We start from the raw sequence: 19,881 nt of genomic DNA on the forward strand, positions 1-19,881 counted from the left end.
CTGAGCGGGTGCCCGGGTCGTTGACCGAGCCGCGCGCGGCGATGCTCGCGTTGCACCGTGGCCGCGAGGCCTGCTGCCCGCATCCGCAGGCAGTCCGCCTGGGCCCGGTCAGCCGGGCGGGCCGGAGGCTGCGGCCCCGGGGCCGAGCGTGACACGCCATGCTCCGCGGCACCGCCCTGGCGCCGCGGCCGTCACTGCGCTGCGGTCTCCGACTCCACCACCGTGTCCAGCACATAGGCCTGCGCCGGCGCGTCGACCGCCGGCGCGGGCACGTCGAAGCGCTTCACGCGCACCACGCTGCGTACGCCATCCTCGAAGGTGAAGCCCTCGATCTCCTGCAACGGCGTCCAGTCCGCATCGCCCGGCGTGCGGATGCCTTCGTCGTCGTAGCGCACCTCGCGCACCTGCAGGCAGCGTCCATCGGACGCGGGGTGCTCGCAGGCGATCCGCTCGGGCGCGACCTCGAGGAAGACCGTTTCGCCCGCGCCGCCGTAGCGCGTTGCCGCGGTCGGGGTGCCTTCGAACGTCAACACATCGCCGTTGTCGAGCGACAGCGTCAGCCGCGGCGGTGGTCCGACCGTAAGCGCGATGCGATGGGTACCGGGCAGTCGTTCAGCGATCGCCGATTCGCGCGCCGTCAGTGCCGGGTCGGCGCAGGCCATCAACGTGGAGATCACCTGGTCGACGGTGATGCGATCGTCGTCGAGGGCGACATTGCCCGCCATGTTGTTGCAGACATTGGACACCTGCACGCCACCGTCGGAGAAATCCAGCTGCAGCGCGTCTCCGCTGCCGCCGGTGAGCGCGTCGATGCCCGCCCCGGTTCCGGTCGTGGCCTCCACCAGACGCCAGTGGTAGGCCTCCAGGGCGGGGCGATGGTCGGCCGGCGCGGCATCCGGGATGGCTGCCGCTGCGTTGGATGGCGCTGTCGCGGCCGGGTCCGGCGATGACGATGGCGACCCACCGCAGGCGGCCAGCGCCAGCGGCAACAGCAGGATCAGAGGGCGGTGCATGGCGTCTCCTCGCTCGGAACGGGCGGACCAGCTTAGCGGTGCGGACGACAAGGTTCCGTTGCGCCCGGCCGGATGCGCGCCGGTCGATGTCGAGAACCGGCCTGCCGGATCGTCGTGATCACGAGACCGCCATCCCGGCGGCCAAGGAGACCCCCGATGCGTGTCGATCCCTACCTCTATTTCGATGGCGACTGCGCTGCCGCGTTCCGGTTCTATGCCGGCCTGCTCGGCTGCACCGCACCGGTACTGATGCCCTACGGCGACGATCCGACCTGCGCCGGGGGCGTTGCCGTAGCGCCCGACCGGATCATGCACGGCTGCATCGACATCGATGGCGGGTTCCTGATGGGATCCGACGTGCCGCCGGGCACGCCGCTGCCACGTGCGCCACACGCCTTCGTCAGCCTGGGCGTGGACAGCGACGCCGACGCCGAGCGGATCTTCGCCGCGCTCGCCGAACGCGGCGAGATCCGCGCGCCGATGGCCGAGACCTTCTTCGCCCACCGCTTCGGCATGGTGGTCGACCGTTTCGGTACGGGCTGGATGGTGCTGCGTAGCAAGCCCTGCTGATACACATGCCCCCGCACAGGAGACCCGCAATGTTCCGTCCCCAGATCTACGTCAATCTGCCGGTCGAGGACCTCGACCGCAGCGTGCGCTTCTTCACCGCGCTGGGCTTCGCCTTCGAACCGCGCTTCACCAACGAGAACGCGACCGCCATGATCATCGGCGAGGACAGTTTCGTCATGCTGCTGGTCAAGCCGTTCTTCCAGACCTTCACCAGCAGACCGCTGTGCGGGCGTGATCGCACCGCCGCGATCATCGCCCTGTCGCAGCCGGACCGTGCGAGCGTCGATGCGATCGTCGAGCAGGCCCGCGCGGCCGGCGCCACCGTACCCGGCCCGCCGGTCGACCACGGCCACATGTACCAGCACGCTTTCGAGGACCCGGACGGACAGCTGTGGGAGGTGTTTTACATGGATGCCTCCGCATTCGACGCCGGATGAGCGCCGCCCCGTGCGCGATGGAGCGCCGACCGCGACGACGCAGTGCGGCTTGCCCGGCCGCGGCTGCGGTGCTGTCATCGCCGGCGATGGACACCGCCGCCCTGCATCGCACGATCGACCGCCTGTGCCGCGAGGAGCGGCCCCGGATCATCGGCGGCCTGATGCGCCTGGTCCACGATCTCGATCTCGCCGAGGAACTGGCCCAGGACGCACTGCTCGCGGCGCTGGGACGCTGGCCGCAGACCGGCCTGCCGGATAACCCGGGCGCCTGGCTGATGACCACCGCCCGCCACCGCGGCATCGACCGCCTGCGCCGCAGCCGCCTGCTCGATGCCCGCCATGCCGAACTCGCGCGCGAGATCGAGCAGGCGCAGCGCGATGCCGAAACGCGCGCCGAGGAGGCGCGCGACGATGTGATCGGTGACGACGTGCTGCGGCTGATGTTCGTGGCCTGCCATCCGGCGCTGACGATCGAATCGCAGGTCGCGCTGACCCTGCGCCTGATCGGCGGCCTGACCACCGACGAGATCGCGCGCGCGTTCCTCGTGCCCGAGGCCACGATCGCCCAGCGCATCGTCCGCGCCAAGCGCGGGATCGCGAAGGCCGGCACGCCGTTCGAGGTGCCGCGGCGTGCGGACCTGCCGGCGCGGCGCTCGGCCGTGCTGCACGTGCTCTACCTGGTGTTCAACGAAGGCTTTGCTGCAAGCAGCGGCGCGCACTGGGCACGTCCGGACCTGTGCGCCGAAGCCCTGCGGCTGGTGCGGGTGCTGGCCGGGCTGATGCCGCGCGAGCCGGAAGTCCATGCACTGGAGGCGCTGATGGCGCTGCAGGCCTCGCGCCTCGCCGCGCGCACCGATGCCCACGGTCACCCGGTGCTGCTCGCCGAGCAGGACCGCGCGCGCTGGGACCACGCGCTGATTGACGCCGGTCTCGCCGCATTGGCGCGCGCACAGGCCGTGCGCGGGCCGGCGGCGCCCGCCGCCTACGAGCTGCAGGCCGCGATTGCCGCCTGCCATGCCCTCGCGCCCGCGGCGGACGCCACCGACTGGACGCGCATCGCTGCGCTCTACGGACGCCTGCTGGCCCTGACCGGCTCACCGGTGGTCGCCCTCAACCGCGCGGTCGCGACCGGCATGGCCGCCGGCCCGGCGGCGGCGCTGCCCCTGGTGGACGCGCTCGCCGATGATCCTGCGCTCGCCAGCTACCACCTGCTGCCGGGGGTGCGCGGCGATCTGCTGGCGAAGCTCGGTCGGCATCCCGAGGCCGCCGCCGCCTTCGAGCGGGCGGCGTCACTGGCGCGCAATCCGCGCGAGCGCGACTGGTTGAGTGGCCGCGCGGCGGAATGTCGCGCGCAGGCATCTCCTTGAGACGCCCTCGCGCGATACCTCGTCGGCCGGCGGCCAAGGTCCGACAGCGATGTGATCGTGGGCCACGGTCCCGCGACATTGCACGGGCGTGTCTTCATACATCCCGGACGGTGGCCTGCGCGCCGGCTCGACCACCAGACCTACCGCGGCGAACCTCAGTCGCGCAGATGCACCAGGACGCGGCGCGGCCAGGCGGCCAGCAATGCCCAAAGGCCACCCACGCCTGCGACCCAGGTCGCGACCGGCAGACCGATGAAACCCGGGCCACCGGCTTCAAGCGCGTAGAGCACCGCGGCGACGATCAGCAGGCCGACGCCGAGGATGGCCGCGACCACGCGCTTCTGCATGCCCTGCATGGTCGCGGTCAGTGCGGCGAGATCGTCGGAGCGCATGCGCAGTTCGTGGCGGCCTTCGACCTGCTGCTTGAGCCAGCCGTGCAGCAGGCGCGGCATGTCGGGCGCCTGGGTGATCAGTTCCGGGAGGCGGTCGCGGAATTCGCGCGCCAGGCGCTGCGGGCTGTAGCGCTCGACGAGGATGCGCTCGAGCACCGGCCGCGCGACCGCCCAGATGTCGAGCTTGGGATCGAGCAGGCGACCGATGCCTTCGATGCTCAGCAGGGTCTTCTGCAGCAGGATCAGCTGCGGCTGCAGGGTCAACTGGTAGCGCTGCGCGGTGCGGAACAGTTTGCCCAGCACCTCGCCGAGCGAGATCTCCGACAGCGGCCGGGTGAAGTACGGCTCGCAGACCGAGCGCACCGCCGCTTCGAGTTCGTCGATGCGGATGTGCGAGGGCATCCAGCCGGCCTGGATGTGCAGCTCGGCGATGCGCCGGTAGTCCTGGCGGAAGATCGCCATGAAGTTCTCGGCGAGGTAGTACTGATCCTCGCGCGAGAGCTGGCCCATGATCCCGAAATCCAGCGCGATGAAACGCGGATTGGTCTTGCGGTCCGGGTCGACCCAGATGTTGCCCGCGTGCGCATCGGCATGGAAGAAGTTGTCGCGGAAGACCTGCGTGTAGAACACGCGCACGCCCTTGGCCGCGAGCGCCTTGCGGTCGATGCCCGCGGCATCGAGCGCGACGATGTCGTCGCTGGGAATGCCGTGCACCCGCTCGAGCGTGAGCACGCGCTGGGTGGTGCGCTCCCACACGGGGGCGGGCACGTAGAGATCCTGCGAGCCAGTCCAGAAGCGCCGCAGTACGGACGCATTCGCGCCTTCGCGCTGCAGGTCGAGTTCGGCGGCCAGCGTGTTCTCGATCTCGGCCACGACTTCGCGCGGACGGATCTTGTCGGCATTGGGATGGGTGCGATCGACCAGCGCGGCGAGGTTCTTCAGCAGGGCCACGTCGGCGGCGATCTGCTTCTCGATGGTCGGCCGCAGCACCTTGACCACGACGTCGCGGCGCGGATTGCGTTCGTCGGCGGGCAGCGTCGCCGCATGGACCTGGGCGATCGAGGCCGACGCCAGCGGTGTGGTGTCGAAGCTCTCGAAGGCCAGCGCGATCGGCAGGCCGAGCTCGCGCTCGATGATCGCCTGGGCCAGCGCGCCATCGAACGGCAGCACCCGATCCTGCAGCAGGGCGAGATCGTCGATGATGTCGGGCGGCACCAGGTCGCGGCGGGTCGAGAGGATCTGTCCGAACTTGACGAAGATCGGCCCGAGTTCCTGCAGCGCCAGACGCAGACGCGCGCCGCGCGACTGCGCGGCGATATCGGCCGAGGCGCGCGGCACGAACGGACGCGCGAGCTTGAGCCAGCGCTCGGCGGGGGTGCCGTCGAACAGGTCATCGAGGCGATAACGCAACAGCACCCGGCCGATGCGCGACGCGCGCAGCACACCTCTCATGCAGCAGGCCCGTGCTGCAGTCGCGACACGCGCGCCGACAGTCGTTCGACATCGTCGCGCAGGACATCGACATCGTCGTGGAACGCCGCCAGCTCGTCGCGGCCGAGGACATCGCGCGATTCCTCGGTGACGTATTCGACCGCGCTTTCGGTCAGCGTTCCGCCCAGATCCTTTGCCTGTCGCAGCGCCGCGGCGAACGCATTGGCCACCTGCACGCCGATCACGTCCCCGAACACGGCGACGAAGGGCTGCTGCCAGTCGGGATCGAAACTGCCCGCCAGCTTCTGCAGGCGACGCGCGAGTTCGGCGTCACCGGAAACGCGCACCTTGCCGATCGGCGGGGCATCGTCCCGGCGCAGGAATGGCAGCTGCGACAACATGCCGGCGAGCGTGGTCCGCACGGCGAGATCGGGCTCGAGCGCCGCGTCGACCGGGCCGACGCACAATCTCTCGCCTTCGACCCGCAGTTCAAGGGCAAGCGGCGGGGAGGCGAGCGTCAACGCGATGCGCTGGCCATGCAGGCCGATCAATGCCGCACGTGTGTCGGCATCGAGTGCGAGCGCCCGGTTGAGCGCGGTTTCCAGCGCACGTCCGGCAATCGGCTTGAGCATCGCGAAAGGAGAAGGGAGTCCGGCCATGGCCGCATTGTAGCGTCGGGCCGGCGAGCCCAGATGCGCCGGCCGGTACGGCGCGCGCAAAAGAAAACGCCCGCCAGAAGGCGGGCGCTGGATCGATCTGGAGACGCTGACCGTTACGGGCCGCGACCACGCAGCATCGAGACCACAGCCAGGATCAGGAACACGACAAACAGGATCCAGGCGATATTGGTCGCGGCGCCAGCGACGCCGCTGAAGCCGAGTACACCGGCGATGATGGCAACGACAAGAAAAATAATGGCATAACGAAGCATGGGTTGATCTCCTAGGTCCCGTGGCGGTTCGGGTGCCACCCTATGCGGCCGGAAGTCGCGATCAGGTGACGGTCATGTACCTGACTTGCGAATTTTTCAGGCGGATGAGTCCGTCGTGAAGGGAAACCCTGGGGACATAGCCGAAATCGCGCGTCGCCGGCGCCATGTCGTACCAGTGCGTGGTGCTGAGCTGCTCGGCCAGGAAACGCGTCATCGGCGGTTCCCCGGACAGGCGCAGCACGGGCCACACCGCTTCGCAGATCGCGCCGATCGCATATGCCACGCCGAACGGCACCGTCCTGTCGACCTGCGGCGCGCCGGCCGCGGCCAGCAGCGCATTGACGATCTCGCGCACCGTCGTCGGTTCGCCATTGCTGATGAAGTACGCGCGGCCGGCGCAGGCGGCGCCGGGCGCCAGATGCGCGAATGCGTCGAAGTGCGCCTGCGCGGCGTTGTCGATGTACGTGGTGTCGATGCGGTTCTCGCCGTTGCCGACGAAGCGCAGACGGCCGGCCTTGGCGCGCTCGACCAGACGCGGCAGCAACTGCTGGTCACCAGGCCCCCAGATCAGCCGCGGACGCAATGCGACCGTCGCGAGCGTCGCATCGTTGGCCGCGAGCACCGCCTGTTCGGCGATCTTCTTGGTGGTCGCGTATGGCGCCTTGAAGTGTTCGCCGTATGGCACGGTTTCGGCCGTGCCGCCTTCGACCGGATGCGTCGCGCGATGGGTCACGCTGGGCGTGGAGGTATAGACCAGGCGCCCGATGCCGTGCGCCCGGCAGGCATCGAGCACGTTCTGCGTGCCGAGCACGTTGGCCCGGTGGTAGCTCTCGTAACTCCCCCAGGCGCCGGCCTTGGCCGCGTTGTGGAAGATCGCGTCCATGCCCCGCGCTGCATTGGCCACGGCCGCGCCATCGGCGAGATCGCCGCGCACCTGGCGCACGCCGATCGCGTCGAGTTCCGGATAGTGGCCGCGGTTGAAGCTGGTGACATCAAAGCCGCGCTCGACCAGGCCGCGACACAGCGCCTGCCCGAGGAACCCGCCGCCGCCGGTGACGAGAAGTTTCATGCGATCTCCTGTGTGCGTTTTGCCGCCCACACGGCCAGCGCCTCACGGCCGATCTTCGCGTTGTGGCGGATGTCGACCGGGAACCCCGGATGGAACAGCACGCGCTCGATGCGCGCGGTATGCACATGGCCTTCGCCGATGTGCCGCAGCTCGTCGGCGATGCGCGCGTGCTCGCGCTTGGCGATGCCGGCGCGCAGTTCCACACACAGCACCGGCGTCTGCCGGCCCGCGGGGCCGACACCGACCAGCGCGGTGCGGCGTACTTCGGGATGCACGTTGAACACCGGCTCGACCTGTTCGGTGCACAGGGTCCCCTCGGCGGTCACGACGCGATGGCCCTTGCGGCCGCAGAACCACAGCCGGCCTTCCGCATCGAAATAGCCGAGGTCGCCCATGCGGTGGACGATGCGCGTGCTGCCGTCAGGCAACGTCTCGGTGATTTTCGCCAGCCGCGTCTGCGCGTCGCGGTTGAAATAGGTATCGGTGGCGCTGGGCCCGGCGACGGTGATCTCCCCGACCTGCGCGCCGGGCACGCACCGTGCGTCGGACCAGACCGGAATCGCGCCGTCGTCGACGCGGATGATCCGCACCTCGTTCGGCGGCACCGGTCGGCCGACGCAGGTGCCGGCGCCCTGTTCGGTGCGCGTGCGCAGTTCCAGCAGTTCGCGGCCCTCGACCACCGCCACCGGCAGGCACTCGGTGGCGCCGTAGGGCGTCCAGAAGCGCGCATCGCCCGGCAGCAGCTCGAGAATCCTCGCGACCGTGTCCGGCGGCACCGGCGCGCCGGCCGAGGTCACCCGGCGCAGCGTCGGCAGCGGCCTGCCGTCCTTCGCAAGCACGCCCATCAGCGCCGGCGACCCGAACAGCTGGTCCACGCCAAAGCGTGCGATCGCCGCATGCAGCTTGTCGGGATCGGCATTCGCCGGGCGGGTGGGATCCATGTCCGGGATGATCGAGGTGAGCCCGAGCGCGGGATCGAACAACGCGAACGGCGGGAACGTCGGCAGGTCGATGCCGCCGGCGGCAATGCCGAATGCGCCACGCAACATGTCGATCTGGGCAACGAAATGCCGGTGGCGATAGACCACGCCCTTTGGCACGCCGGTCGAGCCGCTGGTGAAGAGGATCGCGGCGACATCGTCGGCCTGCGTCGCGGCCAACTGTGGCCCGGCGCCCGCGCCGGCGCGTTCCACCTGCGCCAGCGTGGCATCGGCCAGCCACGCGCGGTGACCGGTGGTGATGCGGATACGCGCCGATTTCGCCCAGCCCAGCAGCGTGCGCGCGAACTGCGCCAGCGGAATGCCGATGAACGCCTGCGCCTGGGCTTCATCCAGGCACTGCTTGAGTGCGCGCCTGTCGATGCCCGGGTCCACCAGCACCGGCACCGCGCCGGCCTTGAACAGCGCGAACATCAACAGGAAGAACTCGGGTGTGGGGCGGACCATCAGCACCGCGCGCGTGCCGCGGACGATGCCGCGCCGGGCGAGGCCGGCGGCGATCGCATCGCTGCGTGCGTCCAGCGCGGCATAGGTCAGTGCATGCGCCTCGCCGTAGCGGCCGTCGGGGCCGGGACAACGCATCGCGATCCGGTCGGGTCGCTCGCGCGCGAGCCGCGGCAGGGCTGCGGCGATGTTGACCGCGTCCGCGGCCGGGGAGATGGGTGCTTGCATCGGCGAGAGGATACCGGGCCGCCGCACGCGCACGGCCGGGGACGGACTAGGATGGCCGCTTTCCCGCACGGACACCGCCATGCGCGTTCCCCGCTTCCCCGCTCCGCTGCTGCTCGTCCTGATGCTCTCCTTGTGGCTGCCGGGCTGTGCCAGCGCCGGCAAGCAGCGCAGCGCCCTCGAGAGCGCGCAGCATGCATGGTCGTCGGCGGTGCGCTGGAACGATCTGCACGGCGCCTGGCAACTGGTCGATCCGGAGTACCGCACCGCGAATCCGGCGAACGCGCTGGACTTCGAACGCTACGCCCAGGTCCAGGTGACCGGTTATCGCGAGGTCGGTGGCCAAGCCGGGCCGGACGAGGCACTGCGCGAGATCCAGATCGGCGTGGTCAACCGCCATACGATGGCCGAGCGCACCGTGCGCTATACCGAGCGCTGGCGCTGGGATCCGGACGCCGGCACCTGGTGGATCACGGATGGTTTGCCCGATCTGTGGGCGGGCGAATAACGGCTGCGGCCCCTGGCGCCGGGCAGCCGCGGCGTTGTGCGACAATCGCCGCCCTCCGACGCACCGCGACTGATCCGTGAATTTCGAAGAACTTCTGGCCTTCCTCGGCCGCAACCAGATGTTGTCGCTGGTCTTCGCCGCCCTGACGGTGGCGATCATCGTCAATGAGATCTCGCGGCTGTTCCGCGGCTTCAAGGCGCTGCGTCCGGCCGAACTGACCGTGCTGATGAACCGCGAGAACGCGCTCGTCGTCGACCTGCGGCCCTCGGCGGACTACGCCAAGGGCCACATCCCCGGATCGAAGAACGTGCTGATGAGCCAGTTCGACCCGGAGAGCAAGCAGCTCGCACCGGCGAAGGCCCTGCCCGTGGTGCTGGTCTGCAAGACCGGCAGTACCGCGAGCGACGCCGCCAAGCGGCTCAAGAAGGCCGGCTTCGCGAACGTCTACGTCCTCGACGGCGGCATCGGCGGCTGGCTGCAGGCCGATCTGCCGCTGGTCAAGGGCCGCGGCTGAGCCCAGGCTCCGTCCATCGGCGGGTGCCATAATCGGCGATCCCGCTTCCACCCAATTTTCTGCTGGAGTCGATCCACATGTCCGAAGAACAGACCACCAACGGCGCCAATGGCGCAGCCCCGGCGCAGCCGGCCGGCGCGCAGTTCAGCGTCGAAAAGATCTACGTCAAGGACGTCTCGTTCGAATCGCCCAAGTCGCCGGCGATCTTCAACGAGCAGGCCCAGCCGCAGCTCAACATGAACCTCAACCAGAGCGTCCAGCGCGTCGGCGACAACGCCTACGAAGTCGTGCTGGGGATCACCCTGACCTGCACCACCGGTGAGGACAACGCCAACACGGTGTACGTGGCCGAAGTGAAGCAGGCCGGCGTGTTCGGCCTGGCCGGGTTCGACGGCAACACCCTCGATGCGCTGCTCGGCACCCAGTGCCCGAACGTGCTCTATCCCTACGCCCGCCAGCTGATCGGCGACCTGATCCAGGCCGGCGGCTTCCCGCCGTTCCTGCTGCAGCCGATCAACTTCGACGCGCTCTACGCCGAAGGCCTGCGCCAGCGCGCGCAGCAGGGCGGCGAGCAGCCGACCACCGACCAGGTCGGCAACGCCTGAGCGTGAGCGATCCGAAGTCCGCGGTCGCGGTGCTGGGCGCCGGTTCCTGGGGAACCGCGCTCGCATCGCTGATCGCACGCAATGGCCACCCCACGATGCTGTGGGGTCGCAACGCGGCGCAGGTCGAGGCGATCGACCAGCGCCACGAGAATCCGCGTTATCTGCCGGGCATTCCGTTGCCCGACACCCTGCGCGCGACCACCGACCTGGCCCACGCCATCGAAGGCGCCGGGCTGATCCTGGTCGTGGTGCCCTCGCATGCGTTCACCGAAACGCTGGCCCTGCTGGCGCCGCTGCGCACGGCCGGCGTCGGCGTGTCGTGGGCGACCAAGGGTTTCGAGCCGGGTTCGGGGCGTTTCCTGCATGAAGTGGCCGGCGATCTGCTGGGTGGCGACGTGCCCCTGGCCGTCGTCACCGGCCCCTCGTTCGCCAAGGAGGTCGCTTCCGGCCTGCCGACCGCGATCACCGTGCAGTCCGAGGACGAAGCGTTCGCGCAGACCGTGGCCGATGTGCTGCACGGCCCGACCTTCCGCGCCTATACCGGCACCGACATGCGTGGCGCCGAACTCGGCGGCGCGATGAAGAACGTGCTGGCCGTGGCCACCGGCGCGGCCGACGGCATGGAACTGGGCCTCAACGCCCGGACCGGCCTGATCACCCGCGGGCTCAACGAGATGCTGCGGCTCAACCGCGCGATCGGCGGCCGGGCCGAAACCCTGATGGGCCTGGCCGGTCTCGGCGATCTGGTGCTGACCTGCTCCGGGGATCTGTCGCGCAACCGCCGGCTGGGCCTGGCGCTGGGCCGCGGCGAGAAGCTCGAGGACGCGGTGCGCGCGATCGGCCAGGTGGTCGAATCGGTGCAGACCGCCGACGAGGTCATGCGCTTGGCCGAGCGGCACGGCATCGAACTGCCGATCTCCAGCAATGTCCGCGCGGTGCTGCACGGCGATATCACCCCGGCCGAAGCTCTGGGCCGGTTGATGGCCCGCGAGCAGAAGCCCGAGTTCGAATAAGAAGCTTCGGGCCGAAGGCCCGACCAAAGCCCCTCTCCCTCCGGGAGAGGGGGGCACCATCCGCAAAGCGGATGGTGGGGTGAGGGGAGGCCTCGCCAAGGCGCCCAAAGCACCTGCATCTCCCTCCGGGCACCTTCCCCCGAGGGGAAGGACAACACAGGGGGCGCCGCGAGCTGCGACTGGAATCCCTCGACCTCTCCGACCCAAAAAGAAACCCGACCATTGCTGGCCGGGTTCGGTCGGTTTCCGGGAGAGAGACGCGCCGGGAAAGCGCTGGGGACCGGAAACCGTGGGGCGCGCGGTGTGGCGCTTACCAGCGCAGGCGCGGGCCGATGAACCACTGGGTGTCGCCACCCTTGATGAGCTTCACGTCGCCAGCCACGCCGAAGTTCGGGGTGAACTTCCACTGCGCGCCGAGGCGGCCATAGAAGTCGCTAGCGAATCCGTCGTCCAGGTGGTCGTAACCGGCCAGTGCGTAGCCTTCGAGCGCCGGCAGCAGCACGCTGCGCGCGCCGACCTCGACCGAATAGCCGTCACCGTTGATGCCGTGGCCGAAATCGAGCTTCTGGTAGGCCACGCGGGTCAGCAGGTCGGTGCGCGGCGAGACTTCGTGGTTGTAGCCCACGCCCAGACGCCACTGATCGCGGTCGAGCGGACTACGATCCACACTTTCGCGGGTGTAGTCGCCAAAAGCATGGAAGTTGGGGTGGAACGCGGCGGAGCCACGGATCGACCAGCCATCGGAATCGACGTCGCGGTCGAGGGGCGCGACATCGGACTTGCTGGCCGAATAACCGCCTTCGAGATAGGTGTAGGACAGGCCGTCGGCGGCATGACCGGCGAGCGGCAGCGCGGCCGCAAGGACCGCAAGAGACAAACGCTTCATTCGGGGGATATCTCCGGCCGACGCCTGCTTGGGACGCGGCTCTATTCTGTGGCAATGCGAAAAAATGCCGGCCCGGGTGAAGGGGGGAGGGGATGCTTCGAGGGGGCGAAGCAGATCACCCGGGCCGGTGAGATCAATTCTCAACTGCTCCCTGCAACCCGCGCTGAATATTGAACCGGCAAGTGTAGGATTTTTCCGTCTTCGCGAGGATCGTGCCGCCCCGGACCACGTGGCGATGGCGCTTAAACCCCCGCGCCGGCGAATCCCTGCTGCCGCCAGGCCTCGAACACCACCACGGCCACCGCATTCGACAGATTCAGACTGCGGTTGCCGGGTCGCATCGGCAGGCGCAGGCGCTGGCCGTCGGGCACGCGTTCGAGGACCTCCGCCGGCAGGCCCCGGGTCTCCGAGCCGAACAGGAAGGCATCACCCGGCGCGAACGCCGGCGTATCGAAGCGCCGGCTGTTGCGCGTACTCAGCGCGAACAGCCGCGCCGGCCGGATCACGCTCAGCGCGGCGTCGAGATCGTCGTGCACCTGCAGCGTCGCGTATTCGTGGTAATCGAGGCCGGCGCGGCGCAGGTTGCGGTCGTCGAGGTCGAAGCCCAGCGGTCGTACCAGGTGCAGGCGCGCGCCGGTATTGGCGCACAGCCGGATGACGTTGCCGGTATTGGGAGGGATCTCGGGCGTATTCAGGATGACGTCGAACATGGGCCGGGCCGGGCTGCGGGCCGGCCATTGTCGGTCACCAGGGCAGGGACGCGCCGGTCCAGTCGAGGAAGCGGCCGCTGTCGGCCGCGCCCAGGCCCGCGATCACCCGGCGCAGGCCGGCGACCGACTCCTCCGGGGTCTCGGTCGCCTGGGCACCGCCCATGTCGGTGCGCACCCAACCCGGGTGCAGGGCGACGACGACGATGCCGCGCTCGCGCAGCGCATGCGCCAGCTGCACCGTGGCCATGTTCAGCGCGGCCTTGCTGATCGCGTAGCTCGGGGTGCCGAATCGGGTGGTGCCGGCGATCGAGCCGAGCTGCGAGGACAGGTTGGCCACGCGCGCGCCATCGGCGAGCAGCGGCGCCAGCGCCTGGGTCAGCAGCAACGGGCCGACGACGTTGGTCCGCAGGCTGTCGTCGAGGATCTCTTCGGTCAGCGCACCGAACCGCTCGCCGCCATGCAGCACGCCCGCGTTGTTGACCAGCAGGCCGATCCGCGCCTCCCGGCCGGCCGCCAGCGGCCATTCGCGCGCCAGTTCCTCGCGCGAGGCTGCGTCGCCGACATCCAGCGGCAGCACCTTGAGATGACCGGGATACTCGGCGGCCAGGGCATTGAGCGCCTGCGCGCGGCCCGGCTGGCGGCAGGTCGCGACCACGCGCGCGCCATCGGCAAGCAGTTGCCGGACCAGCTCCAGGCCGAGACCTCGATTGGCACCGGTGACGAGGGTCCAGTGGGTCATGGCATGCACTCTCGATCGGGAACAGGGCGATGCTAGTCGCGCGCTGATGAGTGGCGGGTGGCGGGCGATGGTCTGCCGGGCGCCGGGCGGACGCGTACAGCGCGTCTGCAGAACCGGCTTTGTCGACGAATGCGCCCCATCCGCCATCCTGGGCCGGGTGGAGACCCCGGAACCGGACGCACGCGACCGTCGGCGGATCCCGCTCCATGACCTGCGACCCGTGCCGTACGGCCCGCGGCTGGCTACGATGCGGGTCCAATTCCGTCCAATCCAAGGCCCGGCATGTCCGCTGACCGTCTCCGTACCGCTCCGTCCCGTCCGCGCGCGGCCCTGCTCGCGCTGGCCACCGGGCTCGTCCTGGCCGGTATCAGTGCCGCGCCGATGGTCTGGGCCGCACCACCTGCCGCAACCGCGGGCGTCGACATTCCCTACGAGACCTTCACCCTGCCCAACGGCCTGCGCGTGGTGGTGCACACCGACCGCAAGGCGCCGATCGTCGCGGTGAACATCTGGTACCACGTGGGCAGCAAGGACGAACCGGCCGGCCGCAGCGGCTTTGCGCACCTGTTCGAACACCTGATGTTCCAGGCCAGCGAACACCACGACGGCGAATTCTTCGACCCGTTCAAGCAGGTCGGCGTGACCGACCAGAACGGCACCACCAATACCGACCGCACCAACTACTTCCAGAACGTGCCGACCACCGCGCTCGACATGGCGCTGTGGATGGAATCGGACCGCATGGGCCACCTGCTCGGCGCGGTCGACCAGGCGGCGCTCGACGAACAGCGCGGCGTAGTCCAGAACGAGAAGCGCCAGGGCGAGAACCAGCCCTACGGCCAGGTCTGGGACCGGCTGAGCCGCTCGCTGTATCCGAAGGACCACCCCTACCACCGCGGTGTCATCGGTTCGATGAACGATCTCAACGCGGCCTCGCTGGACGATGTCAAACAGTGGTTCCGCACCTGGTATGGCCCCAACAACGCGGTGCTGGTGCTGGCAGGCGACATCGACCTGGCCACGGCCAGGCGCAAGGCCATGCAGTATTTCGGTGACATTCCCGCCGGCCCGACCATGGCCCAGCCGCAGGTCGACGTGGCCAAGCGCCCCGCCGACACCCGCGAGACGATGCAGGACCAGGTGCCGCAGGCGCGTATCTACCGGGTGTGGAACGTTGCCGAGCTGGGCAGCGTCGACATCGACCGGCTGCAGGTGCTGGCGAGCGTGCTCGGCGGCGCGAAGGCCTCGCGACTCGACCGGCGCCTGCTGCACGAGGACAAGCTGGTCGACAACATCAGCGCCGGCGCCTGGCCGTCGCAGCTGGGCTCGAGCTTCGGCATCATCGCGACCGTCAAGCAGGGCGTGGACCCGGCGATGGTCGAAGCGGCGATCGACGAGGAACTCGAGCGACTGATCGCCGAAGGTCCGACCGCCGACGAACTCGAGCGTGCCAAGACCTCGTTCCGCGCCGGTTTCGTGCGTGGCATCGAGCGCATCGGTGGCTTCGGCGGCAAGGCCGACGCGCTGGCCGAATGCACCGTCTACGAGGGCGATCCGGGCTGCTTCCGCGCTTCGCTGGCCAATGTCGCGGCGACCACCGCCGAAGACGTCAAGGCGGTCGGCGCGAAATGGCTCGACGTCGGCAGCCACACCATCACCGTGGTCCCGGGCGCGCGCGCGCCGCTGGCCGAAGAGCCCGCCGTCACCCCGGCGCCGCTGACGACGCCCGCGCCGGATCGCAAGTTCACCACCACGCGCAGCCGCATCGACCGCAGTACCGGCGTGCCCGAGACGCGCGAGTTCCCCGAGCTGAAGTTCCCGGAACTGCAGCGCGCGATGCTGTCCAACGGCACCGAAGTGATCCTCGCCCGGCGGCCGGAGATCCCGGTCGTGCAGCTGAGCTACGAGTTCAAGGGCGGCTACACCGCCGACCAGGGCCGCACGCCCGGCACCGCGAGCTTCGCGATGAGCCTGCTCGACGAGGGCGCCGGCGGCCTGGGCGCGCTCGAGTTCGCCGACCGCGTGGAATCGCTGGGCGCGAGCATCGGTGCGGGCGCCTCGCTCGACGGCAGCAATGCCTACGTGTCGGCGCTCAAGGAAAACCTGGACGGATCGCTGGCGCTGTTTGCCGACATGCTCCAGCGTCCGAACTTCGAGCAGAAGGAGATCGACCGCATCAAGGCGACGTGGATCGCCGGCATCGCCCAGGAGAAGGCGCGCCCGGCCAGCGTGGCGATGCGTGTGCTGCCGCCGCTGGTCTATGGCCAAGGCCACCCGTATGCGATCCCGTTCACCGGCAGCGGTGACGAAGCCTCGATCGCGAAGCTCGGGCGCGAGGACCTGCTCGCCTTCCACCGCGACTGGGTGCGTCCGGAAGGCGCGACCCTGATCGTGGTCGGCGACACCACGCTCGAGGAGATCGTGCCGATGCTCGAAACCCATTTCGGTGCCTGGCGCGGCACCGGTCCGGCGCCGGCACCGGTCGAAGTGGCCGAGGTCGCGCGTCCCGCCACCTCGCGCGTGTTTCTCATCGACCAGCCGGGCGCGGTGCAGGCCAACATCTTCGCCGCGCAGGTGATCCCGCCGACCAACGATCCGGCCTCGACCCGCTTCGACATGGCCAACACCGTGATCGGCGGGGATTTCACCGCGCGTCTCAACATGAACCTGCGCGAGGACAAGCACTGGTCCTATGGCGCGCGCAGCTCGGCGAGCGGCACGCTGGGCCAGCGTCCGTGGATGGCGTCAGCGCCGGTGCAGATCGACAAGACCGCCGAAGCCATGGCCGAGATGCAGCGCGAGTTCGCGGATTTCGCCAGCGGCACGCGCCCGCCCAGCGAGGCCGAGCTGGCCCGCGCCCGGGCGATCAACACCTTGAGCCTGCCGGGTGCCTACGAGACGGCGTGGTCGGTGATGTCGACCATCGGCGGCAACGTGCGCTTCGGCCGGCCCGACGATTACGTGTTCCAGCGCAAGGCCGAGATCGAGTCGATGACCGTGTCCGACCTTGCCGGCGCGGCGGCCAGCATCGACCCCAGGGCGTTGACCTGGGTGGTGGTCGGCGATCTTTCGCAGATCGAGGCACCGGTGCGCGCGCTGGGATTGGGTGATGTGCAGGTGCTCGACGCCGACGGCAAGCCGGTCGCCAGCGCGAAGCGGTGATCGTCCACTCAGGCGATGCCCGCCACACTGGCGGGCATCGCGGCACCACCCTCGAAATCTACGGAGCGTTACCGATGCGCAAATCCCTGGCTGTTGTGATGCTGTTGTCCCTGTCCGCGGCGGGATGCACCTGGGTGCACATGTCGCCCGGCGCGAGTGCGGTGCGCGTGGTCAGCGCGGCGCCCGCCGACTGCAGCAAGCGCGGCGAGGTCGAGGTGTCGGTCAAGCACAACATCGCGTTCGTCGACCGCAATGCGCTGCGCGTGCGCGAGGAACTCGAGACGCTGGCGCGCAACGAGGCGCCGGGTCTGGGCGCGGACACGATCAGCCCGCTTGGCGAGCCGGCCGGCGGCAGCCAGCGCTTCGCCGCCTGGCAGTGCGGTCGCTGACAGCGTGGTGAAGGGCTCGGCTGCACGTTAGCGGCCGACCCGCGCGGCGCGGGATCCACTAGCATCGGCTGATCTCCGGTTCGAGGATCCGCCGATGCATCGTCTTGCTGTCGCGTTGCTGTGTGCCTGCGCCACCCTGCCCGCCCTGTCACGCGCGCAGGAGGCGCAACGGCCCGAAGTCGCCAGCGCCGCATCTGCATTGCAGGCCCGGGTGGTCGACTGGCGCCGCGACTTCCACCAGCATCCCGAACTGGGCAATCGCGAGACCCGCACCGCCGCCAGGGTGGCCGAACATCTGCGCAGTCTCGGCCTGGAGCCGACCACCGGCGTCGCCCACACCGGCGTGACCGCGGTGCTCAAGGGCGGACGCCCGGGTCCGCGCATTGCGCTGCGCGCCGACATGGACGCGTTGCCGGTCACCGAGCAGACCGGACTGCCGTTCGCCTCCACCGCGACGGCGACCTATCGCGGCGAGACCACCGGCGTCATGCACGCCTGCGGCCACGACGCGCACGTGGCCATCCTGATGGGCGTGGCCGAGGCCCTGGTCGGCATGCGCGAGCAGCTGGCCGGCGAGGTGCTGTTCGTGTTCCAGCCGGCCGAGGAAGGGCCGCCCGACGGCGAGGACGGTGGCGCGTCGATGATGCTGGCCGAAGGCGTGTTCCGCGACTTCAGGCCCGAGGCGGTCTTCGGCCTGCACGTGTTCTCGACCCTGCAGGCGGGCCAGCTCGGCGTTCGTGGCGGTCCGCTGATGGCGGCGTCGGACCGCTTCGCGATCAAGGTGACCGGGCGACAGACGCATGGCTCGCGGCCGTGGGGCGGCATCGATCCGATCGTCGCCGCCGCAGACCTGATCGGCAGCGCGCAGAGCATCGTCAGCCGGCGCACCGACATCTCCGCGCTGCCGGCGGTCGTCACCTTCGGCGCGATCAAGGGCGGCATCCGCTACAACATCATTCCCGACTCGGTAGAGCTGGTCGGCACGATCCGCACCTTTGACGAAAGCGTGCGCAACGACATCTTCGCGGACCTGAAGAACGTGGCCGCGCACGTCGCCGCCGCGCATGGCGCGACGGTCGATGCGCAGGTGCCCGACACCACCGGCAACCCGGTCACCGTCAACGATCCGGCCCTGACCGCGCGCCTGCTGCCGAGCCTGCAGGCCGTCGCGGGTGCAGGCAACGTGGTGGAGACGCCGCTCAACATGGGCGCCGAGGATTTCGCGTACTACGCGAAGGAAGTGCCGGCGATGTTCTTCTTCGTCGGCGCGACGGCAGCGGGCAAGGATCCGGCGACGGCGCCGAGCAACCATTCCCCGCAGTTCGACCTCGACGAGTCGGCGCTGGACCTGGGCCTGCGGGCGATGCTGCAGGTCAGCCTGGATTATCTGGAGGCGGGCGCGGGCTGAGGGTCCGCGCTGCGACGTCGATGCCGCAGCGCGCCTCGTCCAGCGGTCCTGCGGGCCTACGGGCCTGCGCGGCGCGGCCGACCGACGTTTGACGAACTCCGGAGCGCCGAGCGTATCGGCCTTCGTTCCGCGCCCGTTCGCCACCCGGCGCTAAAATCGCCGCATGTCCTCCGAATTCGACACCGCGGCCGCGCCGCCCATTCCGCTCGGCCGCGAGGTCGCCTATCCCCGGCACTACGACCCCGGTCTGCTGTTTCCGATCGCACGCACGCTCGGCCGCGCCGAGCTCGGCATCGCCGAGGCCTTGCCTTTCACCGGCCACGACCGCTGGCACGCCTACGAGCTGGGCTGGCTCGACGGCCGCGGCAAGCCGGTGGTGGCGACGGCAACGATCACCGTGCCCGGCGACTCGCCGTCACTGGTGGAGTCGAAGTCGCTCAAGCTCTATCTCAACTCGCTCAACCACACGCGCTTCGATGATGCCGATGCGGTGCGCACGCGCATCGCGGCCGACCTCTCGCAGGCCGCCGGCGCAACAGTCGACGTGAGCTACGGCCTGCCGCCGATGGCCGCCGCCGCGAGCGGGGAGGTATCGATCGACGATCTCGACATCGAGATCACCAGCTATGGTCCGCCGGATGCGGCACTGCTCGCGGCCGATGCCGATGGCGATGCTGTCGTCGAGGAACGCCTGGCCTCTTCGCTGCTCAAATCCAACTGCCCGGTCACCGGCCAGCCGGACTGGGCCAGCCTGCACATCGCCTATCGCGGACCGCGCATCGACCGCGCCTCCCTGCTGCGCTACCTGGTGTCGTTCCGCGACCATGCCGAGTTCCACGAACAGTGCGTCGAGCGCGTGTTCGTCGATCTGATGGCGCGTTGCCATCCCGAGACGCTGTCGGTCGAAGCGCGCTATACGCGTCGCGGCGGGCTGGACATCAACCCCTGGCGCGCGACGCCGGCGCATGCCGCGCCGCCCGCGCGTCGCGACGAGCGCCAGTAACACGGCCGATCCCCGCGCGATGGTTTCTTAACGCGGGAAGTGGGAGCCTCGCAGGTCGATCCGACCG

General features: G+C 69.7%; 20 protein-coding genes. 11 read left to right on the forward strand and 9 right to left on the reverse strand.

Annotation, left to right across the window (positions count from 1 at the left end):
* Positions 1 to 191 precede the first annotated feature (191 nt).
* The gene (locus tag CNR27_RS02250; RefSeq protein WP_096296745.1) at positions 192 to 1,013 is read right to left on the reverse strand and encodes an META and DUF4377 domain-containing protein; all 822 of its coding nucleotides are present in this window, start codon (positions 1,011 to 1,013) and stop codon (positions 192 to 194) included.
* 156 nt (positions 1,014 to 1,169) lie between these two features.
* On the opposite strand from CNR27_RS02250, the gene CNR27_RS02255 reads away from it, so the two are divergent.
* The 3 genes from CNR27_RS02255 to CNR27_RS02265 all read left to right on the forward strand — a co-directional run bounded on the left by CNR27_RS02255 (position 1,170) and on the right by CNR27_RS02265 (position 3,387).
* Positions 1,170 to 1,583 carry a VOC family protein gene (locus tag CNR27_RS02255; protein ID WP_096296746.1) on the forward strand — a complete coding sequence of 138 codons (414 nt, stop codon included), beginning with the start codon at positions 1,170 to 1,172 and terminating at the stop codon, positions 1,581 to 1,583.
* 29 nt (positions 1,584 to 1,612) lie between these two features.
* A complete protein-coding gene (locus CNR27_RS02260) occupies positions 1,613 to 2,020 on the forward strand; it encodes a VOC family protein (RefSeq protein ID WP_096296747.1) in 408 nt (135 codons plus the stop codon).
* Positions 2,021 to 2,106: 86 nt separating this feature from the next.
* A complete protein-coding gene (locus CNR27_RS02265) occupies positions 2,107 to 3,387 on the forward strand; it encodes an RNA polymerase sigma factor (RefSeq protein ID WP_096296748.1) in 1,281 nt (426 codons plus the stop codon).
* Positions 3,388 to 3,542: 155 nt separating this feature from the next.
* Here the strand turns inward: CNR27_RS02265 and ubiB are convergent, their stop codons facing one another.
* The 5 genes from ubiB to oleC form a co-directional block, all read right to left on the reverse strand.
* Entirely contained in the window at positions 3,543 to 5,231 is a 1,689-nt protein-coding gene (gene ubiB, locus CNR27_RS02270) for a ubiquinone biosynthesis regulatory protein kinase UbiB (RefSeq protein ID WP_096296749.1), read from the reverse strand.
* Positions 5,228 to 5,869 (reverse strand): ubiquinone biosynthesis accessory factor UbiJ, encoded by a 642-nt coding sequence (locus CNR27_RS02275; RefSeq protein WP_096300185.1) that lies wholly within the window; start codon positions 5,867 to 5,869, stop codon positions 5,228 to 5,230. Before CNR27_RS02275 ends, ubiB begins: the two co-directional genes overlap by 4 nt.
* 113 nt (positions 5,870 to 5,982) lie before the next feature.
* Entirely contained in the window at positions 5,983 to 6,141 is a 159-nt protein-coding gene (locus CNR27_RS02280; protein ID WP_096296750.1) for a DUF1328 domain-containing protein, read from the reverse strand.
* 61 nt (positions 6,142 to 6,202) lie between these two features.
* Positions 6,203 to 7,210, reverse strand: a complete 1,008-nt coding sequence (gene oleD, locus CNR27_RS02285; protein WP_096296751.1) for a 2-alkyl-3-oxoalkanoate reductase — start codon at positions 7,208 to 7,210, stop codon at positions 6,203 to 6,205.
* On the reverse strand, positions 7,207 to 8,880 hold the full coding sequence (gene oleC / locus CNR27_RS02290; RefSeq protein WP_096296752.1) for an olefin beta-lactone synthetase: 1,674 nt from the start codon (positions 8,878 to 8,880) through the stop codon (positions 7,207 to 7,209). The genes oleD and oleC overlap by 4 nt, the downstream gene beginning before the upstream one ends.
* A gap of 79 nt (positions 8,881 to 8,959) precedes the next feature.
* Here oleC and CNR27_RS02295 point away from each other — a divergent pair, with 79 nt between their 5' ends.
* The 4 genes from CNR27_RS02295 to CNR27_RS02310 all read left to right on the forward strand — a co-directional run bounded on the left by CNR27_RS02295 (position 8,960) and on the right by CNR27_RS02310 (position 11,517).
* A complete protein-coding gene (locus CNR27_RS02295; protein WP_245815722.1) occupies positions 8,960 to 9,385 on the forward strand; it encodes a hypothetical protein in 426 nt (141 codons plus the stop codon).
* 76 nt (positions 9,386 to 9,461) lie between these two features.
* Complete coding sequence (locus CNR27_RS02300) at positions 9,462 to 9,899, forward strand: rhodanese-like domain-containing protein (RefSeq protein WP_096296753.1); 438 nt, start codon at positions 9,462 to 9,464, stop codon at positions 9,897 to 9,899.
* A 77-nt stretch (positions 9,900 to 9,976) separates the two neighbouring features.
* Positions 9,977 to 10,504 (forward strand): protein-export chaperone SecB, encoded by a 528-nt coding sequence (secB, locus tag CNR27_RS02305; protein ID WP_096296754.1) that lies wholly within the window; start codon positions 9,977 to 9,979, stop codon positions 10,502 to 10,504.
* Between the two features lie 2 nt (positions 10,505 to 10,506).
* A complete protein-coding gene (locus CNR27_RS02310; RefSeq protein ID WP_096296755.1) occupies positions 10,507 to 11,517 on the forward strand; it encodes an NAD(P)H-dependent glycerol-3-phosphate dehydrogenase in 1,011 nt (336 codons plus the stop codon).
* Between the two features lie 310 nt (positions 11,518 to 11,827).
* Here CNR27_RS02310 and CNR27_RS02315 read toward each other — a convergent pair whose 3' ends face one another.
* From CNR27_RS02315 to CNR27_RS02325, 3 genes are all read right to left on the reverse strand, one after another.
* A complete protein-coding gene (locus tag CNR27_RS02315) occupies positions 11,828 to 12,403 on the reverse strand; it encodes a porin family protein (protein WP_096296756.1) in 576 nt (191 codons plus the stop codon).
* 242 nt (positions 12,404 to 12,645) lie between these two features.
* A complete protein-coding gene (locus CNR27_RS02320) occupies positions 12,646 to 13,113 on the reverse strand; it encodes a tRNA (cytidine(34)-2'-O)-methyltransferase (RefSeq protein ID WP_096296757.1) in 468 nt (155 codons plus the stop codon).
* 34 nt (positions 13,114 to 13,147) lie between these two features.
* Positions 13,148 to 13,852 (reverse strand): SDR family oxidoreductase, encoded by a 705-nt coding sequence (locus tag CNR27_RS02325; RefSeq protein ID WP_096296758.1) that lies wholly within the window; start codon positions 13,850 to 13,852, stop codon positions 13,148 to 13,150.
* Between the two features lie 282 nt (positions 13,853 to 14,134).
* On the opposite strand from CNR27_RS02325, the gene CNR27_RS02330 reads away from it, so the two are divergent.
* The 4 genes from CNR27_RS02330 (at position 14,135) to queF (ending at position 19,814) form a co-directional block, all read left to right on the forward strand.
* Positions 14,135 to 17,014, forward strand: coding sequence for a M16 family metallopeptidase (locus tag CNR27_RS02330; protein ID WP_096296759.1), 2,880 nt, complete (start codon positions 14,135 to 14,137; stop codon positions 17,012 to 17,014).
* A gap of 74 nt (positions 17,015 to 17,088) precedes the next feature.
* Positions 17,089 to 17,403 carry a DUF4156 domain-containing protein gene (locus tag CNR27_RS02335; protein ID WP_096296760.1) on the forward strand — a complete coding sequence of 105 codons (315 nt, stop codon included), beginning with the start codon at positions 17,089 to 17,091 and terminating at the stop codon, positions 17,401 to 17,403.
* A 94-nt stretch (positions 17,404 to 17,497) separates the two neighbouring features.
* Complete coding sequence (locus CNR27_RS02340) at positions 17,498 to 18,811, forward strand: M20 family metallopeptidase (RefSeq protein WP_096296761.1); 1,314 nt, start codon at positions 17,498 to 17,500, stop codon at positions 18,809 to 18,811.
* A gap of 163 nt (positions 18,812 to 18,974) precedes the next feature.
* Positions 18,975 to 19,814: an NADPH-dependent 7-cyano-7-deazaguanine reductase QueF gene (queF, locus tag CNR27_RS02345; RefSeq protein WP_096296762.1), complete on the forward strand. Its 840-nt coding sequence runs from the start codon at positions 18,975 to 18,977 to the stop codon at positions 19,812 to 19,814.
* Positions 19,815 to 19,881: the final 67 nt, after the last annotated feature.

The organism is Luteimonas chenhongjianii, assembly GCF_002327105.1.
GTDB classification, from domain to species: Bacteria; Pseudomonadota; Gammaproteobacteria; order Xanthomonadales; family Xanthomonadaceae; genus Luteimonas; species Luteimonas chenhongjianii.